Origin of the sequence: Bradyrhizobium sp. Cp5.3, from assembly GCF_000426265.1 — a bacterium.
In the GTDB taxonomy this organism is placed as follows: domain Bacteria; phylum Pseudomonadota; class Alphaproteobacteria; order Rhizobiales; family Xanthobacteraceae; genus Bradyrhizobium; species Bradyrhizobium neotropicale.
The window spans coordinates 1-19,013 of sequence record NZ_AUFA01000051.1 but is presented as its reverse complement, the minus strand read 5'-3'; the positions used below and the strand labels follow the sequence as shown (position 1 = coordinate 19,013).

At 62.2% G+C, this 19,013-nt stretch carries 14 protein-coding genes and 1 pseudogene; 13 read left to right on the top strand and 2 right to left on the bottom strand.

The window, feature by feature from the left end; genetic code table 11:
- Positions 1–6: 6 nt before the first annotated feature.
- Complete coding sequence (locus tag K289_RS0136120) at positions 7–876, bottom strand: NAD(P)-dependent oxidoreductase (RefSeq protein WP_027555886.1); 870 nt, start codon at positions 874–876, stop codon at positions 7–9.
- 195 nt (positions 877–1,071) lie between these two features.
- On the opposite strand from K289_RS0136120, the gene K289_RS0136115 reads away from it, so the two are divergent.
- The 13 genes from K289_RS0136115 (at position 1,072) to K289_RS0136050 (ending at position 18,773) form a co-directional block, all read left to right on the top strand.
- Positions 1,072–1,509 carry a VOC family protein gene (locus K289_RS0136115; RefSeq protein WP_027555885.1) on the top strand — a complete coding sequence of 146 codons (438 nt, stop codon included), beginning with the start codon at positions 1,072–1,074 and terminating at the stop codon, positions 1,507–1,509.
- A gap of 54 nt (positions 1,510–1,563) precedes the next feature.
- Positions 1,564–2,688, top strand: coding sequence for an Mrp/NBP35 family ATP-binding protein (locus K289_RS0136110; protein WP_027555884.1), 1,125 nt, complete (start codon positions 1,564–1,566; stop codon positions 2,686–2,688).
- A 226-nt stretch (positions 2,689–2,914) separates the two neighbouring features.
- The gene (locus K289_RS0136105; protein ID WP_027555883.1) at positions 2,915–4,003 is read left to right on the top strand and encodes a TRAP transporter substrate-binding protein; all 1,089 of its coding nucleotides are present in this window, start codon (positions 2,915–2,917) and stop codon (positions 4,001–4,003) included.
- 179 nt (positions 4,004–4,182) lie between these two features.
- On the top strand, positions 4,183–5,271 hold the full coding sequence (locus tag K289_RS0136100) for a TRAP transporter substrate-binding protein (protein ID WP_027555882.1): 1,089 nt from the start codon (positions 4,183–4,185) through the stop codon (positions 5,269–5,271).
- 381 nt (positions 5,272–5,652) lie between these two features.
- Positions 5,653–6,351, top strand: coding sequence for a VIT1/CCC1 transporter family protein (locus tag K289_RS0136090; protein WP_051311171.1), 699 nt, complete (start codon positions 5,653–5,655; stop codon positions 6,349–6,351).
- Between the two features lie 86 nt (positions 6,352–6,437).
- Positions 6,438–7,298 carry a TorF family putative porin gene (locus tag K289_RS0136085; RefSeq protein ID WP_027555880.1) on the top strand — a complete coding sequence of 287 codons (861 nt, stop codon included), beginning with the start codon at positions 6,438–6,440 and terminating at the stop codon, positions 7,296–7,298.
- 553 nt (positions 7,299–7,851) lie between these two features.
- Positions 7,852–11,178: an adenylate/guanylate cyclase domain-containing protein gene (locus tag K289_RS0136080; RefSeq protein WP_027555879.1), complete on the top strand. Its 3,327-nt coding sequence runs from the start codon at positions 7,852–7,854 to the stop codon at positions 11,176–11,178.
- A 433-nt stretch (positions 11,179–11,611) separates the two neighbouring features.
- Entirely contained in the window at positions 11,612–12,523 is a 912-nt protein-coding gene (locus tag K289_RS46390) for an SDR family NAD(P)-dependent oxidoreductase (RefSeq protein WP_063614258.1), read from the top strand.
- Positions 12,524–13,049: 526 nt separating this feature from the next.
- On the top strand, positions 13,050–13,724 hold the full coding sequence (locus K289_RS0136070) for a response regulator transcription factor (protein ID WP_027555878.1): 675 nt from the start codon (positions 13,050–13,052) through the stop codon (positions 13,722–13,724).
- 1 nt (position 13,725) lies between these two features.
- Positions 13,726–15,120: an ATP-binding protein gene (locus K289_RS0136065; RefSeq protein ID WP_027555877.1), complete on the top strand. Its 1,395-nt coding sequence runs from the start codon at positions 13,726–13,728 to the stop codon at positions 15,118–15,120.
- Between the two features lie 391 nt (positions 15,121–15,511).
- Entirely contained in the window at positions 15,512–17,110 is a 1,599-nt protein-coding gene (locus K289_RS0136060) for a hypothetical protein (RefSeq protein ID WP_051311165.1), read from the top strand.
- Entirely contained in the window at positions 17,097–17,732 is a 636-nt protein-coding gene (locus K289_RS49440; protein WP_084788855.1) for a tetratricopeptide repeat protein, read from the top strand. The genes K289_RS0136060 and K289_RS49440 overlap by 14 nt, the downstream gene beginning before the upstream one ends.
- Before the next feature lie 201 nt (positions 17,733–17,933).
- Positions 17,934–18,773, top strand: a complete 840-nt coding sequence (locus tag K289_RS0136050) for a hypothetical protein (protein WP_027555875.1) — start codon at positions 17,934–17,936, stop codon at positions 18,771–18,773.
- Here the strand turns inward: K289_RS0136050 and K289_RS46380 are convergent.
- Positions 18,757–19,013 (bottom strand): annotated as a pseudogene (locus tag K289_RS46380) (IS256 family transposase); the annotation flags it as partial. The gene K289_RS0136050 and the pseudogene K289_RS46380 overlap by 17 nt on opposite strands.

Below are 19,013 nucleotides of genomic sequence, written 5' to 3'. Positions count from 1 at the left end.
TCGAGATCAGCGCTGCAGGCGCGCGAGCAGGCTCGACGTATCCCAGCGTTTGCCGCCCATCTTCTCGACCTCGGCGTAGAACTGGTCGACCAGCGCGGTCACCGGCAGGTTGGCGCCGTTGCGGCGGGCTTCCGCGATGCAGATCGACAGATCCTTGCGCATCCATTCGACGGCGAAGCCGAAATCGTACTTGTCGTCGTTCATGGTCTTGTAGCGGTTCTCCATCTGCCAGGACTGCGCGGCGCCCTTGGAGATCACCTCGATCACGGAAGCGACGTCGAGGCCGGACTTCTTGGCGAAGTGGATGCCCTCGGAAAGCCCCTGGACGAGGCCGGCGATGCAGATCTGGTTGACCATCTTGGTGAGCTGGCCGGAGCCCGCGGGTCCCAAGAGCTTGCACATCCGCGCATAGGCCGCGATGACCGGCTCGGCGGCGGAATAGGCGTCCTGGGCGCCGCCGCACATCACGGTCAGCACGCCATTCTCGGCACCGGCCTGGCCGCCGGAGACCGGCGCGTCGACGAACTTGAAGCCGGCCTTGGCGGCGGCAGCGTCGAGCTCGCGCGCGACCTCGGCGGAGGCGGTGGTATGGTCGACGAAGATCGCGCCCTTCTTCATGCCGGCGAAGGCGCCGTCGGGACCGATCGTGACCGCGCGCAAATCGTTGTCGTTGCCGACGCAGCACATCACGAAATCCTGCCCTTCGGCGGCGGCCTTCGGGGTGGCTGCGGTCTTGCCGCCAAACTTGTCAGCCCAGTCCTTCGCCTTGGCCGCCGTGCGGTTGTAGACGGTGACCTCATGGCCCCCTTTTTTCACGAGGTGTCCGGCCATGGGGAAGCCCATCACGCCGAGACCGAGGAAAGCGACTTTAGCCATGTGTGGTACCTTGTCCGTAGTTTGGGTTTTACGGTTGTTGCCGGGCGAGGGGCGCCAGCCGGCGTGTCTTTAGGTTCCGCCAGGGAAGGCGGATCGGGCGCACCATAAACCCTCGCGCCGGGAGGGCAACGGCTTCGTTTGGCGCCCCCCTGTGCTAATGTGGCAGAACAAGAACCTGAAAAAGGGAGCGAAGGCATGGGCGTAAGTGTTGGCGTCCTCGACCATTTCAACATCCGGACCCGGAAGCTGGCCGAGACGGTCCGCTTCTATGAGGACGTGCTGGGTCTCGAGAACGGCGCCCGGCCGAATTTCGCCTTTCCGGGGGCCTGGATGTACAGCGAGGGCAGGCCGGTGGTGCACCTCGTCGATATTTCTCCGACCGCGGAGCCACAAAAGCCGGATTCCGGCGTTGTCCACCATGTCGCCTTCGTCAGCCGCGGGTTCGATGGCATGAAGCAGCGGCTGACGGCCAAGGGCATGAAGTTCGAGTCCCGCCAGGTGCCCGGCGGTGATCTCTGGCAGATCTTCGTCCACGACCCCAACGGGGTGATGATCGAGCTGAATTACGAGGCGGCCAAGGAGCAGGGCACGGCGGCGCCCGCCGAGATGGCTGACGATATCGGCAGGCAGTAGCCTTTTGGGCGTTTCCGCTCTAATGGGGCACATCTTGACTTCAGGAGATGCGCTTTGAGCGTGACGCAGCAACAGGTTCTCGACAGCCTCGGCCGGATCAAATCGCCGCGCGGGGTCGCGCTCACCAATGCCAATGTGCTGAGCGCGATCAGCGCCTCCGACGGCAAGGTGTTCTTCTCGATCAACGTCGAGGCCGCCGAGGCGCGGGCCTGGGAGCCGGTTCGCGCCGAGGCCGAGGCCGCCGTGCGCGCCATTCCCGGCGTCACCACGGTCATGGTGGCGCTGACCGCCGAGCGCAAGCCGGGCAGCGCACCGCCGCCGAGCCGCGGAGCGCCGGGGGTGCAGCCGGCCCATGCCCACAAGCCACCGCAGGGCGGCACTTCGCCGATGTCGCGGCAATCAGAGATTCCGGGCATCGCCGCCGTGATCGCGGTGGCCTCCGGCAAGGGTGGCGTCGGCAAGTCGACCACCGCGCTCAATCTGGCACTGGGGCTGCGCGATCTCGGCCTGAAGGTCGGGCTGCTCGATGCCGACATCTACGGCCCCTCGATGCCGCGGCTGACCGGCTTGCGCGACAAGCCTGAGCTCAACGCCGAGCGCAAGATGATTCCGCTGAAGCGCTTCGGGCTCGCGATCATGTCGATCGGCTTCCTGGTGGAGGAAGAGACCGCGATGATCTGGCGCGGTCCGATGGTGATGTCGGCGGTGACGCAGATGCTGCGCGACGTCGAATGGGGCACGCTCGACGTTCTCGTGGTCGACATGCCGCCGGGCACGGGCGATGCCCAGCTCACACTGGCGCAGAACGTGCCGCTGAAGGGCGCCGTCATCATCTCGACCCCGCAGGACCTGTCCCTGATCGACGCGCGGCGCGGGCTCGCCATGTTCAGGAAAGTGAACGTGCCCGTGCTCGGCATCGTCGAGAACATGAGCTATTTCCAGTGCCCGCATTGTGGCACCAGGTCGGACATCTTCGGCCATGGCGGCGCGCGGCACGAGGCCGAGAAGCTTGGAGTACCGTTCCTGGGCGAGATCCCCCTGCACATGGCGATTCGCGCCACATCGGATGCCGGCAATCCGCTGGTCGACAGCCAGCCCGACGGCCCCCATGCGGCGATCTACCGCGCCATCGCGGGGCAGGTCCGGGACCAGCTCAAGAGCGTCATTGCTGCGGTCTGAGCCGGTCCTCGAGGGGACATGCGACTTTCGTACGGGCCCGTCATGCCAATGTCGCGTTCCGCAACCGGGGGTTCCGTGTTAAAGGCCGACGGCAGTCAAGCGCCTTCGGTTCGACGCGATTTCCAGGGGGATTTCCAAGCGGATTTCCAAGGGAACGCAGCGCCGAAATGGCGGCGGCAAGAAGAGAAGTTGAGGGGAAAACGCCCCAGCAAGGAGAGACCTGAAGATGAAGCGTCGTGATTTCCTGAAAGTGTCGGCAGTAGGCGCGGCGGCAACCGCAGTGGCCTCGCCGGCGATCGCGCAGTCCTCGCCCGAGGTGAAGTGGCGCCTGACTTCGAGCTTCCCGAAGTCGCTCGACACCATCTACGGCGGCGCCGAGCAGGTGGCGAAGTACGTCGCCGAGATGACCGACAACAAATTCCAGATCCAGGTGTTCGCTGCCGGCGAAGTCGTCCCCGGCCTCCAGGCGCTCGATGCGACCTCCAACGGCACGGTCGAGATGAGCCACACCGTGTCCTACTATTATGTCGGCAAGGACCCGACCTTCGCGATCTACGCCTCGGTGCCGTTCGGCCTCAATGCGCGCCAGCAGAACTCCTGGTGGTATCAGGGCGGCGGCATGGAGCTCGGCAACGAGTTCTTCAAGAAGTCGAACGTGATCGGCTTCCCCTGCGGCAACACCGGCACCCAGATGGGCGGTTGGTTCCGCAAGGAGATCAAGACCGTTGCCGATCTCTCGGGCCTGAAATTCCGCATCGGCGGCATCGCCGGCCAGGTGCTCCAGAAGGTCGGCGTGGTGCCGCAGCAGCTCGCCGGCGGCGACATCTATCCGGCGCTGGAGAAGGGCACCATCGACGCCGCCGAGTGGGTCGGTCCGTACGATGACGAGAAGCTCGGCTTCGCCAAGGTCGCCAAGTACTACTACTATCCGGGCTTCTGGGAAGGCGGTCCCACCGTCCACTCCTTCGTCAACCTCGACAAGTGGAACGGCCTGCCGAAGAACTACCAGGCGATCCTCACCAACGCGATGGCGAACGCCAACAGCTGGATGGCTGCGCGCTACGACATGCAGAACCCGGCGGCGCTGAAGCGCCTGGTGGCTGGCGGCACCCAGCTTCGTCCCTTCACCAACGAAGTGCTCGAAGCCTGCCTCAAGGCGACCAACGAATTGTGGGCGGAGATCTCGGCCAAGAACGCCGACTTCAAGAAGTCGATCGACGCCATGCAGGCCTACCGCTCCGACGAATATCTGTGGTGGCAGGTCGCCGAATACACCTACGACAGCTTCATGATCCGCTCGCGCACCCGCGGCTGATCTACAGCTTAAGTTGTAAGACGAAACGCCCGGCCTCGTTTTTGCGAGGCCGGGCTTTTTCTTTGCCGCAGTGCGATCGGGATGGAAATCGTCATGGAAATTGACTCGGCGTTGTTCCATCCTGTGATCCAAGCCTCACCAAGAAGGCTCACAATCACGATCCATCAGGGTAGGAAATCATGAAGAGAAGAGATTTCATCAAGGTCACTGGACTTGGTGCGGCAGGGGCCGCCACGCTCGCTGCTCCCGCGATCGCGCAATCGATGCCGGAGATCAAATGGCGCATGCCGACGAGCTGGCCGAAATCGCTCGACACGCTCTATGGCGGGGCCGAGCTGATGAGCAAGATGGTCGCGGAAGCGACCGACAATAAATTCCAGATCCAGACCTTCGCGGCCGGCGAAATCGTGCCGGGCCTCCAGGTGCTGGACGCCGTGCAGAACGCCACCTGCGAGATCGGCCATACCGCGTCCTATTACTATTTCGGCAAGGATCCGACCTTCACCTTCGGCTCGTCGGTGCCGTTCGGTCCCAACATGCGCATCAACCAGGCCTGGTACATGCTGGGCGGCGGCCGCGAGGTGCTCAACGAGTTCTACAAGAGCTACAACGTGATCTCACTGCTCGCCGGCAACACGGGCTGCCAGATGGGCGGCTGGTTCAGGAAAGAGGTCAACACGCCGGACGATCTCAGGGGTATGAAATTCCGCATCGGCGGCTTCGCCGGCCGCGTGCTGCAGAAGCTCGGCGTGGTGCCGCAGCAGCTCGCCGGCGGCGACATCTATCCGGCGCTGGAGAAGGGCACCATCGACGCCGCCGAATGGGTCGGCCCCTATGACGACGAGAAGCTCGGCTTCTACAAGATCGCGCCGCACTACTACTATCCTGGCTGGTGGGAAGGCGGGCCGATGCTGCTGGCCTTCGTCAACCTCGACAAGTGGAACGCGCTGCCGAAGTATTATCAAAGCGTGCTGGAGCAGGCCGGGCACTACGCCAACAATTACATGATGGCGCGCTACGACCAGGCCAATCCGCTGGCGCTGAAGAAGCTGCTCGCCAACAACACCAAGCTGCACGCCTTCTCGCCGCCGATCATGGACGCCTGCTACAAGGCGGCCAAGGAGCTGCACAGCGAGGTCAGCGCGACCAATCCCAACTTCAAGAAGGTCTACGAGTCCTTGAACAAGTTCTCGAGCGACGGCTATGCCTGGTTCCAGGTCGCGGAGGTCGGCTACGACATCTTCATGGCGCGCCACTCGCAGAGCTGACCGCGCGCGATCTCTCGCATGCAGAGCCCTGGAGCGAAGGCTCCGGGGCGTTGCCGCCACAGCGTTCTGGAAGGGGCTCCCACCAAAAATGTGGAAAACAACCCCATGCAAAGTAGACGAGGAGGGAGGGCGCGCGGCCCTGTGGATGCTGCCAACAGTTTGACACCTCGGGGCAAATCAGCCGGACGAGGCGATCATCGCGCAACCGGGGGCCGCATCGGATTTCGAGAGCTCGAGCGGGATGACCAGCGCATGAGCACCATCGTCGTTCAGGGCCGGCCCCGCCGAGCGACTGGGTCCCATCCCGATGGGCCGATAGATTGATCTATCTCAAATTGACAAGGTTCGGACCTGCGCGAAAACCCCCGTACCGGTTTGTCGATGAATGTGCAGGAGGCCATGGGGTTTGTGACCAAGATGTCAGAAGCTTCAGATTCTCTGTTCGGTAGCGTGCTGGATCCGATGGAACGGATCTCGGAGACCTTGTTCGGCCTGATCATGGCTCTCACCTTTATCTGCTCGCTCGGAATCGCAACGGGGGCCAATATCAATCTTCAGACCATGCTGATCGGTGCGCTCGGCTGCAACCTGGCCTGGGGCATCGTTGATGGCGGTCTTTATCTGTTGGGCCGGATCAACAGTCGGGGAGAGAAGATTCGAACGCTCCACGCGGTGCGGCGGGCCCCGGATTCCGAGACGGCGCGCCGCGTCATCGCTGGCACACTGGCACCGGAATTGGTGGCGTTTCTGTCTGCGCAGCAATTGGAATTGATGCGGCAGAAATTACGGCAGTTGCCCGAGCCGTCCCACGGCCCAGGACTGACGAAGCGCGATTGGATCGGAGCGTTGGGCCTTTGCTTGCTAAGCTTCCTTTCGACCTTCCCGGTGGTCATCCCGTTTCTGTTTCTGAGCGACGCCAGAGTGGCGCTGCGCGCCTCCTACGCCGTCGCTATCGTGATGCTGTTCTGCTGCGGCTACGTGTTTGGAATTCAAAGCGGGCTGCGGCCTTGGGCGGCTGGTCTTGCGATGGTCGCTGTTGGTGGTGCGCTCGTTGGAGTAGCGGTAGCTCTTGGAGGATAGCGACAGTGAGGCGGCAGGGCGTTGCATCGGTTCGGCGGCTACGCGATGCCTCATGCGCTGCGTTGGTCGGGTTGTGGCTTGCACCAATGACCGGCGCTCTGGCGCAAGCCAATCCCCCAGGTCCAGGCAGTGCGATTGGTCTTGGCAATCGCGGATGGTCAGGGGCCGACACCAGCGGTCAAACCTCGGCAAACGGGCTCGAATTTAGCGCCCGCGCGGGCGTTGCATCCGACTACATCTATCGCGGGATCACGCTTTCCGATCATGGGCCCGCGGCCGGCGCCGCCTTCGAAACAAGATTTGGTCCGCTATACGCCGGAACTACGGTGGCCACCGTCAAGCTACCGACCGAGCCAGCCGCGGAGTTTACCTTTGCCGGCGGTATCCGCCCGAAGATCGCAAACATCGATTTCGATCTTGGCGTCACCTATTTCGCCTATCCGGGTGAAAGGCTTCCCGGCGAGACCAATGGCATCAACTATTGGGAGGCTGTTGTTCGCGGCGATCGTCGCATCGGCGAACATATCCGTGTCGCGGCCGGCTTCGCCTATTCTCCTAATGTCTCGAACACCGGCTCCTGGAGCCAATACGCCGCGGCTGGCGTCGGCTACGATGTGCCCGGCCACCTGTTGCCGCAGAACCTGGCCGTATCGTTCACGGCTGCCGCCGGCTATTCCTGGTTCGGCAATCAGGCCGCGCAACTCGGCGGCTTCCCGCTACCTGGCTATCTCAATTGGCAGGCGGGCGTGACCTTCACCCACAAGGCGTTCAACCTCGATCTGCGCTACTACGACACCAATCTGTCGAAGGAAAACTGCTTTGTCTTTACGGGCGATCCAAACGCTCGGCCGGGTGGCCGCGTTAATCTCGTCACCAACCCTGACGGCCTGGTCTCGAACTGGTGCGGCGCGACGTTTGTTGCCAAGGCCTGGTTTGCGTTTAACTAGTTCTGAGTGGCGGCGCTGCCGAGCGACTGGTTTCGCTTCGCTCCACGCCCCACGAGCTACAACGGCATTTGACACGTCGGGCAAAACAGTGGCAAAGGTCGACAATCGTATAATCCGAATTTGCACCTCGGTGCCGATGTTCGGGGTGACGGTGAGCTTCGATATTGATGAAGTTCAAAGCGCGCTGTGCAAGGCATGGTCGTTGTCCACGGCCTCATGACTTCACAGAGAGCCAGTTCGATCAGCCAATTGCTTACAGAAGCGGACGTCGCACAGTATTTTGGCGCCGGCATATGAACCAGCCTCGATCAAAAGCCGCAACGCTCCCTGCCGCCGAAATCGGGCGCATACGGCAAATCGAGTTGCTCTGATCGTGCCACTCGCGGCTTGGTAGCGGGCGCCTGTATTGTCGCACCATTTTGGCAAAGATCGAAGGGCCCGCGGCGGCCTTATGCCGCGAACTAAAGCATGTTTTGCTGAAAGGATCGGGATAACGTTAGTTTGCCGTAGTCCAAAATTCGGCTGGCCGTCAAACAGACAGTCGAGGGAGCCAATGCAACAGATTGCGGACTGGCTCAACACCCTTGGCCTAGGACAATACGCGCAGCGCTTTGCCGAGAACGACATTGATCCAGGCGTTCTGCGCGACCTGACCGACTATGACCTCGAAAAAATCGGTGTCTCGCTCGGCCATCGCAAGAAGATGTTACGCGCGATTGCCGAGTTCACTGAGACCGGCGCGAGACCCGTGCATACTCCCTGGGCCGCAGCCGAGAGACGTCAACTCACGGTGATGTTCGCTGATCTTGTTGGCTCGACAGCGCTCTCGACCAGGCTCGACGCTGAGGACTTGCGGGACATCATTGGCAAGTACCACCGCTGCTGTGCCGAGCAAATCGAGAAATCTGGAGGGTTCGTCGCCAGATACATGGGCGACGGCGTGCTCGCATATTTCGGCTATCCGCTGGCCGATGAAGACGATGCGGAGCGCGCGGTATGCGCCGGGCTGGCATTGGTTGCGGCCGTGGCAGGACTCGATGTCGGCCCGGAGGCAAGATTGCGAGTGCGAGTTGGCATTGCCACTGGTCTGGTGATCGTCGGCGATCTCATTGGGGATGGCGCATCGCAGGAACATGGGGTGGTCGGTAAAACCCCCAATCTGGCCTCGCGACTGCAGGCGCTGGCCGAGCCGGATACGGTGGTCATCGACGGCAGCACCCGCCGCCTCGTCGGTGGACTCTTCGAGTATCTCCCTCTCGGGAGCGTGTCCATTACGGGCTTCAGCGACCCGCTGCCGGTCTGGCGAGTCATCGGTGCGAGCGCGATCGATAGCCGCTTCGAGGCCTTGCGCGTAGCCAGAACGCCACTGCTCGGCCGCGATGAGGAGATCGAGCTGCTGATGCGCCGCTGGCAGCAGATAAAACACGGCGACGGTTCGGTCGTGCTGATATCGGGTGAGCCCGGCATCGGCAAATCGCGCCTCGCCGAAACCGTGCTGGAGCGGCTGAGCGATGATCCACATATTCGTTTGCGCCGTTTCTGCTCGCCGCACCATCAGGACAGCGCGCTTTTCCCGACCATCTCACAGCTCGGGCGGGCGGCGGGATTCAGGCGCGACGATACGGACCGGCAACGGTTAGACAAGCTCGAAGCGCTGCTCGCAGAGGCAAACGCTGACCTCAGCGAGGCCGTCCCTCTGATCGCAGACCTGCTGTCCGTGCCGATCGGCGATCGCTATCCACCGCTTAACTTCACCCCTCAGAAGCGCAAGGAGAAGACGCTTGGGGTCCTCCTGGCCCAGCTCGAAGGACTGGCGGCACGCCGGCCCGTGCTGATGGTGTTCGAGGATGTGCACTGGATCGACCCTACCTCGCTCGACCTGTTGGACCGCATCGTCGACCGCGTGGCCACCCTCCGGGTCTTGTTGATCATCACTTTCCGGCCAGAGTTCGCGCCAGCCTGGATCGGGCGCCCGCACGTGACATTGATCAGTCTCAGTCGGCTGCCGCATCGACAGCGCGCCGAGATGATCATGCGGGTGACCGGCGGCAAGGCGTTGCCGCGGGAGATCGTCGAAGGAATCATCGATCGGACCGATGGCATACCGCTGTTCATCGAGGAATTGACCAAGGCGGTGATCGAGAGCGGCATGCTGGCTGACGCTGGCGACCGCTTTGATGCGAGGGGGCCTGTGCCTCGGCTTGCCATCCCTACCTCGCTCCACGCCTCGCTCCTGGCACGGCTCGATCGCTTGGCGCCCGTGCGCGAGATGGCGCAGATCGGAGCTGCCCTTGGGCGCTCGTTCTCGCATGAGCTGATCAGCGCCGTCGCGGCCATGCCGCAGCAACAGGTGGACGGGGCCTTGGCCCAGCTCGTAAGCGCCGAACTGGTCTTCCAGCGGGGGATCCCGCCTGATGCAGAGTACACCTTCAAGCACGCGCTGGTGCAGGACGCAGCCTATAGCACCATGCTGCGCGGTCGACGCCAGCAGATCCATGCTCGCGTTGCAACGACGCTAGAGAGACAGTTCCCTGAAATCGTGGCTGCTCAGCCCCAACTCATGGCCCACCATTGTGCCGAGGCCGGTTTCAACGAGAAGGCGGTCGGCTACCGGCTGAAGGCCGGCCAGCAGGCCGTCGCGCGATCGGCGATGACGGAAGCGGTGGCGCAGTTGCAGAAAGGCCTCGAATTGCTTGCGAACATGCCCGAGGAGTTGCGGCCTGCGCAGCACGAGCTCGACCTGGAGATTGCCCTCGGGCGGGCCCTGATGGCCGCCAGGGGGTACTCGGCGCCGGCGGTGGCCGATACTCTCGTCAGGGCGCGGGCACTCGCCGAGCGGTTCGATCGACCGGATCGTCTGGCTCCGCTGCTCTATTTCCAATGGGGCTTCCATTCGGTTCGTGCCGAGCACGAGCTGGCGGTGTCGCTTGCCGAGCGGATGGAGAAATTGGGCGAGACAAGAAAAGATCAAGCCACTCTGCTGCTGGGTCACTATATCCACGGCGCCAGTTGTCACTATCGCGGGGAGTTTGTGACAGCGCGCGGCCTTCTCGAGCTGTGTGATGGCTTGAGAGATCCGGCCGCTCGCGCGATTTGCGCCGCCATAGCGGTGGCCGATCCGCGCGCGGCGAGCCAGGGTCACTTGGCGTTGACATTGGCGCTTCTGGGCCACATCGATCAGGGACGCGCGCGCGCGGACGAGGCGTTGTCAGAAGCCCGTTCGCTCGACCATCCGTTCACGGTGGCCTTTGTGTTGAGCAAGGTGTGTGCGGTGGAGGCGGCCGCCGGCTTGCCGCATGACACATTACGGCATGCGGAGGAACTGGTGGCTCTCTCGAACGAGCATGGCTTTCCGCTTTGGTTGGGCCTCGGACTTCTCCAACATGGTCGCTCATTGACGGCACTTGGACAGCCACAGGACGGCCTTGCGTTGCTCGCGAAAGGGCTCTCGGTGCTTCGTGGTGTCGGAGCTGTGGTACACACGCCGCGCGCGCTCTGCTTTCTCGCCGAGGCTCACGCCAAGGTCGGGCGTCTGCAGGAGGGGCAGCAATGCCTTGTCGAGGCCGCGCAGCTCATCGAAGCGACCCAGGAACGGTCCAGTGAGGCCGAGCTGCACCGACTTCGAGGCGACATGATGAATGCGCGTGGCGACCAGGCCGCTGCGGAGCAGAATTATCGTCGAGCGCTCGCTGTAGCTGAGCGCCAGAGCGCAAGGACGTTTGGACTGCGCGCTGCGACCAGCCTCGCCCGCCTGTGGCGCGATCAAGGCAGGTGCACGAAAGCACGCGACCTCTTCGTGCCGGTGTATGGCTCGTTCACCGAAGGCTTCGACACGCCGATCCTGAGGGAGGCCAGGGCGTTGCTCGACCAGCTGGCCTGATTGAGTTCACGTCTTTCGTCGCGAGGTAGCTGCTACTGCCTGCACGGCAAAGCTTGCCGGGCTCTGGTCCATGATCTCATGAAGCGTCATCTGCCTAAAATGCTTCCCATCGTGAGGGCTCGCCGGGCGTCGTGTTCAGGAAGCGCTCCAGCCTAGCAGCTTTCTCAGCATGGAGGCCAACCTCTGAAGACGACGCGGTTGGCGCTGCGCGACCGGGCCGAGGTCTGATAGGGGCAAAAACTGCCGGAGGGACAACATTCGCCGACGGTCAGCCCAGGGCCACAAGCAGTCATCAGCGAACTTCCCGAACGCGGACGCATTGTCAATTGCGGGGGAGGTGAATCTGGCTTTGCCAAAGGGACATAGCGCCCGGGCAGTTGGTGTCACGGTTGCGCGAAGACACATCCAATCTTGCCGGAAGGAGGATAGCGAGATGACAGAACGAATTTCGTTGGAGGGAAAGGTCGCGGTTGTTACTGGCGCAGGTCGCGGGCTTGGGCGGGCATACGTCGAACTTCTCGCCGAACGCGGCGCGCGGGTCGTTGTGAACGACCTGGGCACCGACGTATCGGGGTTCGGGAAGGATTCCACGATCGCGGAACTGGTGGCGGATTTCATTCGATCCCGTGGAGGCGAGGCAATCGCGAATGACAGCAATGTTTCCACCCCTGAAGGTGGCAGTGATCTGATCGCGACGACGATCGAGCATTTCGGGAGAATAGACCTCCTCGTGAACAACGCTGGTATCTGCGGAAGTCAGCTATTCGAGGACGCCACCCTTGACGATTTCGATCACTATTGGCGGGTGCACCTCGGCGGGCCGGTTAACACGGTGAAGGCTGCCTGGCCGTATATGGTCGCACAGCGCTACGGGAAGATCATCCTCACGACGTCAGTCAGCGGCCTGTTTGGGATACGTGGCCAAGCCACCTACGCTGCGGCCAAGTGCGCCGTAGTTGGATTGATGCGCATTCTTGCAATTGAAGGTGCTGAGCATGGGATTCTCGTGAACACCATTTCGCCGGCCGGGTACACGAGGATGCACCCAGCGGCGGTTGCGGATCCCGCTTGGCTGAAGCAGAGCGAAGCCACAATGCCGGTTGAGGCTGTTGCGCCAGCGGTCGTCTGGCTTGCAAGCGATAGTTGTTCGGAGACGAACAGGATCTACAACGTGGAAGCTGGAGCAATCCAACGTATCGCTATCGTCATGGGACGTGGCTTCCACGATCCGCATCTGACACCCGAGAGCATCGCCGAGAACTATGCAAAGGTCGAATCGGTCGAGGGCTTCTTCGAGCCGGGTCCGTTCGAGCCCGGTCAGATACCCGCAACGGCGAAGTCTTGAGGACCAAGGTTACTTCATGGCGACGTTCGACCCTCGGCAGACAGCGTTACTGTATGAACTTCTGGGCACGTCATCAGCGGCCGCTCCAGTGGCCACATTGGCAAGAAAAAGCTTTGCACGCTCGTCAACTCGAGATCGACGCCAAAGAGGCTTGGGCCCGACAATTTGGTGAGCCGCATTGTCGCGCTCTCATCGAGCGTTTCTCAAAGGGATCGGTCCCCTAAAGCAAGGAGGCGGGCCAATAACCAATCTGAGCTGTCGCCGCTTGAAAGTCTGCAACGGGTCAAAAGCTGGCCTTAGCCAGGGGCGCCCTATGTGTCCGATTTGCGCCTAGAAGCGGCAATGCCTTCTCGTCACACCCTAACGGCAACATTCGCGGCCGTGTGGGACGCGTCCTGATTGGCTTACACAAACCTGACAGGCAGGAGAGATTGGCCCGCCGGGCGCTTTTTCGCTGGCCGAGGCGCCTGGAATGGTAGAAAGAGCCAAGATACGGCGCGAGCCGTGTGGTTACACCGGGAATGCGATGCGTCTTCTGATTGTCGAGGACAATGCCGAGCTGTCGCGGCTCGTAGCTCACGGGCTGTCGGCGGCGGGCTATGAGAGCGACATCGTGAGCAGCGCCGCGGAGGCGCGCGAGGCGGTGCACAATGTCAGCTATGCCGCGATGATCCTCGACCTCGGCCTGCCCGACGGCGACGGCCTGTCGGTACTGCGCGAGCTGCGCCGGCAGATGGATCCGCTGCCCATCCTGGTGCTGACCGCGCGCGGCGGACTGCAGGACCGCGTCAACGGCCTGCGCAGCGGGGCCGACGATTATCTCGCAAAACCGTTCGCGATGGAGGAACTGGTGGCGCGGCTGGAGGCGATCCTGCGCCGCCCGGGCCAGTTGCTCGGCCGCTCGCTGCGCCTCGCCAACCTCGTCTACGACACCGAGAGCCGCCAGATCTTCGTCGACGACCAGCCGCGGATCATCTCCGCGCGCGAGACCTCGGTGCTCGAGATCCTGCTCCGCCGGCAGGGGCGGGTGGTGCCGAAGAAGAATGTCGAGGACCACATCTTCGGGCTCGAGGGAGAGGTTGCCTCCAATGCGGTCGAGGTCTACGTCTCGCGGCTGCGCAAGCAGCTCGCCGAGCACGGCGCCAAGGTCGTGATCCACACCATCCGCGGCGTCGGCTATCTGATGGCCGAGGAGAAGTAGCGTGGCGACGGCCGGGGCCATTGCGAGATCGCCGACGTTCAAGTCGCTGATTTGGCGCATCGTGTTCCTGCACATCGTCGCGGTCGCGGTGGTTGCGATCTTCCTGCCATTGGTGCTGTTCTGGCTGCTCAACTCGGAGATCGACCAGCTCCATCGCGAGGCGATGCGTGCCCAGGCCGAGGTGCTGGCGGAGCGCATCGCCGTGCAGCCGGACGGCACGTTGACGTTCAATCTACCGGACAGTCTCAGGGGCCTCTATTCGGACGCTTATGGCCGCTATCAGTACGACATCCGCGATGCCGACGGCCGCTTGCTGTTCTCCTCGCATCGGCGCCCGGGCACACCGGCACCGCCGCTGTCCGAGACCATTTCCGGCGCGGGCGTCAGCCGGACCATCGGCGGCAAGACCGTCCGCATCCGGGTCGCCGAGGATCTGGCGCATCGCGACGTCATCATCGACGACATCATCTCGAACTTCTTTCGCCGCGTCGGATGGATCACCATCCCGATCCTCTTGGTCCTGCTCGCCACTGACATCATCATCTTCCGCCGCGCGGTCGCGCCGCTGTGGAAGGCCTCGGAGGAGGCGAGCAATATCGGCCCGTCTCGTACCGATATCCGCCTGCCGACCGAGCAGATTCCGCGCGAAATCATGCCGCTGGTCACCGCCGTCAACCAGGCGCTCGACCGTCTCGAGGATGGGTTTCGCGTGCAGCGGCAGTTCACGGCCGACGCCGCGCACCAATTGCGCACGCCGCTGGCGATCCTTCGCACGCGGATCGACACGCTCGGCGATGGCGCGGTGAGCCAGGCGCTGCACGCCGACATCGAAAGCATGAGCCGGATCGTGGCTCAGCTCCTCGAGATCGCAGAGCTCGACACGCTGGTGATCGATCCCGGCGAGACCGCGGATTTGCGTGCCGTCTGCGCCGAGGTGATCGCCGCGATCGCGCCATTCGCGCTTTCCCAGCACAAGGACATCGCGTTGAAGGGTACTGAGGCGCCGGTGATGATCCACGGCAATGCGGTGATGCTGCAACGGGCGATCTTCAATCTCGCCGAAAACGCCATCAAGTTCACCGCGAAGGATACGTCCGTCGATGTCGAGGTAGGCGACGACGGCTCGGTGCGGGTGCGCGATTGCGGTCCCGGTGTCGCGGAGGAGGAGCGTGAGCTGATCTTCCAGCGCTTCTGGCGTGCCGACCGCCAGCGCACGGACGGCGCGGGCCTTGGCCTATCGATCGTGCGCGCCGTTGCCGACGATCACGCCGCGACGATCGTGGTCGAAAACCTCCCCGGCGGCGGCGCCGAGTTCACGCTGCGCTTCAGGCTGGCTGAGAAGCTCGCCTCTCCTCCTTCTTCCCTTGTGGGACAGGGAGGCTTCGCAAAAAGCTAAGCCGGCTGGGGGTCTTTCTCCACTTACAACCCCGCCGCGGCTTCATCGTAATTGCCCGCAGCCGAAGGCGACAGCAGGGTTGATCGCGGAAGCCAAGTACGGAAGTCTTCCTGCTGTTTTAGGGACACCAGAAGTGGAATAGTTGCCAATCGCGACCTGGCAATTCGACGTTAGGCGATTGCATTGGTTTGGTTATAGCGAGAGTGTCAGCAGGCAAGCACAATAACTGGTTGTGCGAGCGCGATTGTCGCGCTTTGGGAAGCCTTCGGCCGCATTTTCGCTACGCAACTGCACAGCAGCAATCAGGAATATCCCGAACAGGCGCCAGGCGCAGCGGTCGTGGTGCAAGTTCGCGCGCCACTATCTATCCTGGAGGAGAGGAGGGATTGTGATGAGCATACAGTCGGCGCGAATGGTGTTGGCGAGCGGCCTGATAACTGCAGCCCTGGCAAGCGGCGCATTCGGGCAGCAGGACCAAAAGCTCGGTAACGTGACTTTTCCTACGTCCTGCGATCCCAACGTGCAGGCCGAGTTCGATCGCGGTGTCGCGATGCTGCATTCGTATTGGTTCTTGATCGCCCGGCGGAAGTTCGAAGCGATACTGCAGCAGGATCCCAAGTGCGCCATGGCTTATTGGGGTGTTGCGATGGATCTTCTCGGCAATACGCTGGCGACCACGCCGACGCGAGCGGAGGCCCAGGCGGCCTGGGAGGCACTGGAAAAAGCCCGCGCTGTCGGGCCGAAGACGCCGCGTGAGCGCGATTGGATCGAGGCGCTGGCCGCGTACTTCCGGGACTATGACAATGCTGCAGTGGATGCTCGTCTGGCGGCCTACAATGCCGCCATGGAGCGGATGGCGCAAAGCTATCCTGACGACTATGAGGTGCAGGCATATTATGCGCTGACGTTACAGGCTTCGGCACCGAAGAACGATCTCTCCTACGCCAACCAGCTCAAATCTGCGGCCCTTCTGGAAAAGCTGTTTGAACAGAACCCGCAACATCCAGGCGTGACGCATTACCTCATTCATGCCTACGACTTTGCGCCCCTCGCCGAAAAGGGCGTTGCGTCCGCTCGGCGCTATGCCGGCATTGCTCCTGCCGTACCCCACGCGCGGCACATGCCATCGCACATCTATTCCATGGTCGGGCTTTGGGAGGAATCGATCGCCTCGAACGCTTCGGCGCTCGAGATCCAGCCGGACTACTATCACGCGGCAGATTTTACCGTCTATGCGCATCTGCAACTCGCGCAGGACGCCAAAGCCGATGCGATGATCAAAAAGTCGCTTGCCACGGCCGATCGCGGTGATCGACCGATCAACTTCGTCAACTTCACCGCCAAGGCCGCTATGCCAGCGCGCTATGTCTTGGAGCGGGGGGACTGGGCCGGCGCCGCGGCGTTGCCGATGACGCCCACCAAATATCCAATGGCGGACTCCTTGATTCGTTTTACGCGCGGTCTCGGCATGGCGCGTACCGGCGATCTCGCCGGTGCCAGGGAAGAGATCGAAGCAATGAAGGGATTGCGCGCAACGCTGCAGGGTGCCGATCAATCCTACTGGGCCGACCGTACCGACGAGCAGATGCTTGCCGTTTCAGCCTGGGTGGCAGTGAAGGAAGGCGATGCAGATAAGGCACTGCGTTTCATGCGGGCGGCCGCCGACGGCGAAGACGGCAGCCTCAAGCACGTGGCGATGGAGAATCGCCTATTCCCGTTCCGCGAATTGTTGGCCGAATTGCTGCTCGAGGCAGGGCAGCCTGCAGCCGCTCTGAACGAGTACGAGACCGCGCTGAAGCAAACCCCCAATCGCTTTCGCGCGTTCTGGGGAGCCGGCCGTGCCGCAGATCTCGCCGGCGACCGCCAGAAGGCGGATCAGTACTTCGGCAAGCTGGTCGAGCTGACCAGGAACGCGGATACGGAGCGAAAGGAAGTCCGCGACGCCAAAACATTCCTGCAAACGGCCACTGTAGGCAGTGCAAAACAATGATTTACCGGTCGTCGGCAAGTTACCTGACGGCCTCGATGCCGAGATAACAGCGATGGTCCGCGCAATCATAGTGGCTGCAGCGCTCGGGGGGCTGGTTGCCGGTGTTGCGGCTTACACGGAAAGCCCGCCAGAATGGTGGACCAAACCGCCATTTGACGGGTTTGACGGTAAAGCCGGGACGGCAATCAGGTCTGAGGCCTGGCCGATCTGCACCACAATGACGTCGGTCGCGGCGGATGCCGATTGGGTGCAGCTCGATCCCGATTTCAAGGCAGGCAAGAAGGCGCTCGCAGCAGAGGATTGGAACGGAGCAATCGCGGCGTTCGAGCTCGCCGCGTTGCGCGATCCCCTTAATGCCGATACCCAGAACTATATCGGCTATGCCTATCGACGGCTGCGTCAGCTAGGTCCGGCCATCGGCCATTATCAGCAGGCGCTGATCCTGAACCCCCGCCACCGTGGAGCGTACGCGCATCTCGGTGAAGCCTATTTGGTCCTTGGCGAGCCGGAGAAAGCCGAGCAACTCCTCGCCGCGCTTGAAAATCTCTGCCTCATTCCTTGCGACGAGTATGGCGATCTCAAGCGAGCAATTGCGGCGTACAGGAGGTTGGCCGCGCGCTGAGATCGACCCTGCCTGCATTGGGGCCGCGATCGGATTGACCTATGTGACGAACGAGGGGGCCTGGACCGGATGGCCGCCGATGGCGACCCGAGCCGACCTTTGATCTAGGTCAAGCGTTCCGAACGGAAGTCGGGGACCGATTCTTCGGATTGGCGACGGCGCGCGGTTGCTCTGCTCCAACAACAGTGGGCGGGTGTCCAGATGATCACGATTCCAGAACTGCTGGCCCAGACTTTATCGTCGTTTCTAACGTCCGATACGCGAGACAGGTTTGGTTCCTCGCATGCCCGGTTGACCGAAGTCCTTCCGTTTGCCGCCAGACTTACATTGGAATGCATCGGTAACAGCGACGCCCTGTATCATGACATAGAGCACACTATGCTTGTTACTCTTGCGGGGCACGACATCCTAATGGGGCGAATGTTGTCGCGGCCGACAACAGCCGTGGATTACGCAAATTTCATCCTCGCCTGCCTTACCCACGATATCGGATACGTGCGCGGGATCGTTCAAGGAGATAGCGAAGACTCCTATGTCGCAGATTTGACCGGCCAAACAATTCGTCTTCCGAGAGGGTCGTCGGACGCCGCGCTCGCACCCTATCATGTGGACCGATCAAAGCTGTTCGTCTCCGAGCGCCTCGGCTCAGTCGAAGAGGTCGACGCAAGTCGAATTGTCCGAGCCATAGAATTTACGCGCTTTCCCTATACGGCTTCTTCGAACGACGAATTGATCGAAGAGGAAGGTATGTTGCTGCGGGCCGCCGATCTTATCGGTCAGCTTGGTGATCCCAATTACCTGAGAAAATCGAATGCGCTGTTCTACGAGTTTGAGGAAATCGGGTTGAACAGGAAGCTCGGCTACGAAACGCCTGCCGACGTCGTTTACAAGTACCCGCAGTTCTATTGGAACAATGTCGCCCCGCAAATTCAGACCGCCATACGCTATCTCAATATCACCACGAGCGGGGGGGATGTCCCGATCGCTGTTGAACTAGGTCGGGCCGACGTTGCCGGAATGAATGTTACGCGGCCCTCGTGACGTGGGCAACGGGGTTGATCGTCATGCGATTGTGGCGAGCTTGAAGAGCCGCACGCAGAACCGACAATTGCTTATGCGCCTTCAATCGTCGGAAGCCCTTGTTGGCCTCGATCATGCCGGCCGCGACCCATCGCAAGGCCATACCGGCATCCCGCCAGCGTTTGACGTTGCGCGTGACGCGGCGAATGGTGCCCATCATGTTCTCGGCGATGTTGGTACAGGCGAGCGATCGACGAAGCT

What these genes read in the sequence shown, in the direction of transcription:
- K289_RS0136100 (WP_027555882.1), top strand. Translation starts at nt 4,183, where the DNA reads ATGAAGAGAAGAGATTTCATCAAGGTCACTGGACTTGGTGCGGCAGGG.
- K289_RS0136085 (WP_027555880.1), top strand. Translation starts at nt 6,438, where the DNA reads ATGACCGGCGCTCTGGCGCAAGCCAATCCCCCAGGTCCAGGCAGTGCG.
- K289_RS0136080 (WP_027555879.1), top strand. Translation starts at nt 7,852, where the DNA reads ATGCAACAGATTGCGGACTGGCTCAACACCCTTGGCCTAGGACAATAC.
- K289_RS0136050 (WP_027555875.1), top strand. Translation starts at nt 17,934, where the DNA reads ATGATCACGATTCCAGAACTGCTGGCCCAGACTTTATCGTCGTTTCTA.
- K289_RS0136070 (WP_027555878.1), top strand. Translation starts at nt 13,050, where the DNA reads ATGCGTCTTCTGATTGTCGAGGACAATGCCGAGCTGTCGCGGCTCGTA.
- K289_RS0136115 (WP_027555885.1), top strand. Translation starts at nt 1,072, where the DNA reads ATGGGCGTAAGTGTTGGCGTCCTCGACCATTTCAACATCCGGACCCGG.
- K289_RS46390 (WP_063614258.1), top strand. Translation starts at nt 11,612, where the DNA reads ATGACAGAACGAATTTCGTTGGAGGGAAAGGTCGCGGTTGTTACTGGC.
- K289_RS0136120 (WP_027555886.1), bottom strand. Translation starts at nt 876, where the DNA reads ATGGCTAAAGTCGCTTTCCTCGGTCTCGGCGTGATGGGCTTCCCCATG.
- K289_RS0136090 (WP_051311171.1), top strand. Translation starts at nt 5,653, where the DNA reads ATGAATGTGCAGGAGGCCATGGGGTTTGTGACCAAGATGTCAGAAGCT.
- K289_RS0136060 (WP_051311165.1), top strand. Translation starts at nt 15,512, where the DNA reads ATGAGCATACAGTCGGCGCGAATGGTGTTGGCGAGCGGCCTGATAACT.
- K289_RS0136105 (WP_027555883.1), top strand. Translation starts at nt 2,915, where the DNA reads ATGAAGCGTCGTGATTTCCTGAAAGTGTCGGCAGTAGGCGCGGCGGCA.